4 protein-coding genes and 1 pseudogene are annotated in these 4,952 nt (G+C 58.8%); 4 read left to right on the top strand and 1 reads right to left on the bottom strand.

The window, feature by feature from the left end; all coding sequences use genetic code 11:
• Positions 1–968, bottom strand: a pseudogene (gene psaA / locus NW856_RS14145) (photosystem I core protein PsaA); the annotation flags it as partial.
• Between the two features lie 327 nt (positions 969–1,295).
• Here psaA and ureC point away from each other — a divergent pair.
• From ureC to NW856_RS14125, 4 genes are all read left to right on the top strand, one after another.
• Positions 1,296–3,014: an urease subunit alpha gene (ureC, locus tag NW856_RS14140; RefSeq protein ID WP_414351194.1), complete on the top strand. Its 1,719-nt coding sequence runs from the start codon at positions 1,296–1,298 to the stop codon at positions 3,012–3,014.
• Between the two features lie 62 nt (positions 3,015–3,076).
• Positions 3,077–4,183 carry an ABC transporter ATP-binding protein gene (locus tag NW856_RS14135; RefSeq protein ID WP_414400757.1) on the top strand — a complete coding sequence of 369 codons (1,107 nt, stop codon included), beginning with the start codon at positions 3,077–3,079 and terminating at the stop codon, positions 4,181–4,183.
• A 67-nt stretch (positions 4,184–4,250) separates the two neighbouring features.
• Positions 4,251–4,844 (top strand): IS607 family transposase, encoded by a 594-nt coding sequence (locus NW856_RS14130; protein WP_414400756.1) that lies wholly within the window; start codon positions 4,251–4,253, stop codon positions 4,842–4,844.
• Positions 4,792–4,952: helix-turn-helix domain-containing protein (locus NW856_RS14125; protein WP_414400759.1), on the top strand; the 161-nt coding region annotated here is incomplete at its 3' end. The genes NW856_RS14130 and NW856_RS14125, both read left to right, overlap by 53 nt.

The raw sequence follows: 4,952 nt of genomic DNA, 5'->3' as shown, positions 1-4,952 counted from the left end.
TGGCCAATGCCCCAGTTGGTGCGGTACATGTGCCCGGCCACGATGAAGAGCACGGCAATGGCCAAGTGGTGGTGGGCTTGGTCGGTTAGCCAGAGGGCGCCCGTTTGCGGATCCAGGCCACCCTTGAAGGTGAGAAACTCCGCGTACTTGCCCCAATCCAAGGTAAAGAAGGGCACCACCCCGCTGAAGATGCCCCAATCCACGCTGGGGAACATCTCCTTCATCAGGGCCGGGTTGAGGATGAACTCGTGGGGCAAGGGCACCTGGTCAGCCGGCACGCCCGCATCCAACATCTTGTTGATGGGAATGGCCACGTGGATTTGGTGACCGGCCCAGGCCAAAGAACCCAGCCCCAGCAGGCCCGCTAGGTGGTGGTTGAGCATCGATTCCACATTTTGGAACCACTCCAGCTTGGGAGCCCGCTTGTGGTAGTGGAACCAGCCGGCGAACAGGCACAACCCGGCCATCACCAAGCCACCGATGGCGGTGCAGAGGAGTTGAAACTCATTGGTGATGCCGGCAGCTCGCCAGAGGTGAAATAGACCAGAAGTAATGCGGATCCCTTCGAAGCCGCCACCCACATCCCCATTCAGGATCTCTTGGCCGAAGATGGGCCAGACCACTTGGGCGCTGGGCTTGACGTTGATCGGATCCGCCAGCCAAGCGGAATAGTTGGAGAACTGAGCTCCGTGGTAGTACATGCCGCTCAGCCAGACGAAAACCACCGCCAAGTGGCCGAAGTGAGCGGAAAAGATCTTACGAGAGACGTCTTCTAAGTCGCTGGTGTGACTGTCGAAGTCATGAGCAAGAGCATGGAGGTTCCAGATCCAGGTCGTGGTCTTGGGGCCACGGGATAGGCTGCGGTCGAAGTGCCCCGGCTTGGCCCATTTCTCAAATGAGGTGGGAACCGGATCCACATCAACCGACACCTTGACCTTCGGCTCTCGCTCCTTTGGCGTAGTTGTCATCAAGAACTCCTCTCTTGCGACAAGGAACGAAGCATCCCTACCCCTTGGCAGAAGATTCCCCCAGGGCAGGACTTACCTGGCATTATAGGTCAGGGTTTGTGAGCCCTCAGTTGCTTCACAATAATTAAACGAGGGATCCCTTGTCCCATCGAGGCTGGAGTCGATTGGCAATTGTTTTTTCGATCATAGATGTAAATATATGTAACGAATTTTCAGTCGACCCAATGGGTTCTAATGAAGGGTTGAAACCAGACAACAAGCAGCAAGGGATCCCCTGGGTGGGGATGTGTGGTAAAACCCTGGCAGCCCTTTTGCAGATACCACCCTATGACCCTAGAGATTCCCCGTCGCCAATACGTCAGCAACTACGGCCCCACCGTAGGGGATCGGGTGCGCCTGGCGGATACCGAACTGATCATCGAGGTGGAGGAGGATTTCACCACCTACGGCGAGGAGATTAAGTTTGGGGGCGGCAAAACCATCCGCGATGGCATGGGGCAATCGCCGACGGCCACCCGCGCCAACGGGGCCTTGGATCTGGTGATCACCAACGCCCTGATCCTGGACTGGTGGGGCATTGTCAAGGCGGATGTGGGCATTCGCGATGGCTACATTGTCGGCATTGGCAAAGCCGGCAACCCCAACATCCAAGCGGGGGTGACGCCGGGCATGGTGGTTGGCCCCAGCACTGAGGTGATTGCCGGGGAAAACCTGATCCTGACAGCGGGCGGGATCGATGCCCATGTGCATTTCATCTGTCCGCAGTTGTGCGAGTTTGCTATCGCTTCGGGAGTGACCACCCTTTTGGGGGGCGGAACCGGGCCGGCCACAGGCAGCAACGCCACCACCTGCACCCCTGGAGCTTGGAACTTGGGCAAGATGTTGCAGGCGGCGGAGGGGTTCCCCGTCAATTTGGGCTTCTTTGGCAAGGGAAACGCGGCTTTTCCCGCAGCTCTGCGGGAACAGGTGGAGGCAGGGGCCTGCGGACTCAAGATCCACGAAGATTGGGGATCCACGCCGGCGGTGATCGACAGCTGCCTGCAAGTCTCGGATGAGTACGACATCCAAACCCTCATCCACACCGATACTTTAAACGAATCGGCTTTTGTGGAAGATACCATCGCCGCCATCAATGGCCGCACCATTCACACCTTCCACACCGAAGGGGCCGGGGGTGGGCATGCCCCCGACATCATCCGCATTGCCTCCGAGCCCAACGTGCTGCCCAGCTCCACCAATCCCACCCGCCCCTTTACCCGCAACACCATCGAAGAACACCTGGACATGCTGATGGTGTGTCACCACCTGAGCAAGAATGTGCCGGAGGATATTGCTTTTGCCGAAAGCCGCATTCGCCCCCAAACCATTGCCGCCGAAGACATCTTGCATGACATGGGGGTGTTCAGCATCATCTCTTCCGACTCGCAGGCCATGGGCCGGGTGGGGGAGGTGATCATCCGCACTTGGCAGACGGCTCACAAGATGAAGGTGCAGCGGGGGCCTCTGCCGCAGGACAGCAGCCGCAACGACAACTTCCGGGCCAAGCGTTACGTGGCTAAGTACACCATCTGCCCCGCCATCGCCCAAGGACTCAGCCACGTCATCGGGTCGGTGGAGGTGGGAAAGCTGGCGGATCTGTGTCTGTGGAAGCCGGCCTTTTTTGGGGTTAAGCCGGAAATTGTCCTGAAGGGGGGCCTGATTGCCTACGCCCAAATGGGGGATCCCAATGCTTCCATTCCAACCCCGCAGCCGGTGTACCCTCGCCCCATGTTCGGCAGCTTTGGCCGCGCCTTGACCGAGACCAGCCTCCTCTTTGTCTCCCAGGCTGCCCTAGACTTGGGGATCCCCGAGAAATTGGGGATCCAGCGCCGGGCCGTAGCGGTCAAAAATTGCCGCGAGATCGGCAAAGCGGATTTGAAACTCAATACCGCCACTCCCCACATTGAGGTGAACCCGGAGACCTATGAAGTGCGGGCCGATGGAGAATTGCTCACCTGCGAGCCGGCAGAGGTGCTGCCCATGGCGCAGCGGTATTTTCTGTTCTAATTTGGGTGTTCTAACTTGGGAGAGCTTGAGAGCTCCTTGGGAGGTTGACCGGTAACTCAAGCATGGGCCACCTTGTTCTCCGCCACCTCAGCAAGCGCTTCCACAAGAGAGGGATCCCTGTCCTCAGGGATTTGTCTTTGAGCGTGGAGGCAGGGGAGATCTTCGCCCTGCTGGGGCCGTCGGGCTGCGGCAAGTCCACCACCCTCAATCTCATCGCCGGCCTGCTGGAGCCGGATCCCTTGCCCTATCCGGGGGAAATCTGGCTGGACGGGATCCCCCTCAACCCTCTGCCGCCGGAACGGCGCGGCGTGACTTTGCTGTCCCAACACAGCCGCCTGTTTCCCCACCTGAGCGTGGGGGAGAATGTCGCTTTTGGCCTGAAAATGCGGGGTATTCCCCGGGCAGAGCGGGAGGCTGCCGCCTGGCGCATGTTGGAGCGGGTACAATTGGCCGGGTTTGCTCAGCGTCGGCCCAGCCAGCTCTCTGGCGGACAAGCGCAGCGGGTGGCCCTGGCGCGGGCTTTGGTGATTCGGCCCAAGGTGCTGCTGTTGGATGAACCTTTATCGGCCCTGGATGCCAACCTGCGCCAAGAGATGCAGGCCCTCATCCTGGAGCTGCAGGCGGAAACAGGGGTGACGACGGTGCTGGTTACCCACAATCAAGCAGAAGCCACAGCCATGGCCCAACGCATCGGCCTGATGTTTGAGGGGCAGCTACACCAGGTGGGATCCCCTGTGGAGTTCTATCAGCAGCCGCGCTCCGAGCGCATTGCCCGCTTTTTTGGCGGGGTCAATTTTTTCGATGCGCAGGCGGAGGGTCACCAGCTTCGCCTCAACAACGGGATCCTCTTGAAAAGCGCCGCGCCACTCCAAGGTCAGGTGCGGCTGACGGTGCGCCCGGAACAGGTGCAGGTGTTTCCCCATCCGCCCGGCTTGGCCGACAATGTTTTCTTGGCCCAGGTGATGGCGGAACGCTTTGCGGGCACCCAGCGACGGCTGACCTTGCAAGCCCCTTGGGGCAGTCTGCAGGCTTGGGTGGCTCCCCACCAAGTGTTTGCGCCGGGGCAGACGGTGTGGATCCATTTGCCGCCAGAGGCTCTGTGGCCTGTGGGGGTTGGCGGGGATCCCTCACCCCCGGCCCCTTTCCCCAAGGAAGAGGGGAGAGTATGACTCTAGTCAATGATATGCTGGACTATACTGGAAATAACGTATAGTATGTTCAGCATGGCTGCTTAGTATGGCTAGGTATGTGAAACCGAGAGAAGCGGCGGACTATTTCGGGGTATGTCTCCACACTTTGAGGCGATGGGAACAGAAAGGTTGGATCAAGGCAATACGCACACCATCCGGTAGGGCGAGAAGGTATGACCTCGACAGCTACATCAAAACGCCAAGAAAAGTCAAACGAGTCGTTTTGTACGCCCGAGTCAGCAGCCGAGGGCAGAAGCCAGACTTGGAGAGACAGATTGCAAGGCTGGTTAGCCTCTATCCTGGAGCCGAAGTGGTCGGAGAGATTGGCGGCGGTCTCGACTTCAAAAGACCAAAGTTCCTTGCCTTATTGGAACGAGTCCGCGCAGGAGATATCGGAACGATTGTGGTCGCTCACAGGGATCGACTCTGCCGGTTTGGATTTGAGTTCGTTGAGTGGTACTGCCGTCAATACGGATGCGAAATCTTGGTTCTCGATGACGATCACCTTTCTCCCCAACAGGAACTGGTTGAGGATATCCTCACCATCCTGCACTGCTTCAGCAGTCGGCTCTACGGACTCAGAAAATATCGGGCTGCAATCGAGAAAGATACGGATTTATCCGGAGCCAGCGCTGGCTAAAGTTTGGAAGCGGTGGCAAGCGGCGTGCCGGTACTGCTACAACCAAGCGATTGCCTATCAGCGCCAGCATGGTGCTCCAAAAACGGCCAGAAAGCTGCGGGACATCAT

Origin of the sequence: Synechococcus sp. R3-13 (assembly GCF_047462195.1) — a bacterium.
Taxonomy (GTDB): Bacteria; Cyanobacteriota; Cyanobacteriia; order Thermostichales; family Thermostichaceae; genus Thermostichus.
The sequence above is the reverse complement of the archived record's forward strand: the minus strand, read 5'-3'. Positions and strand labels throughout refer to the sequence as shown.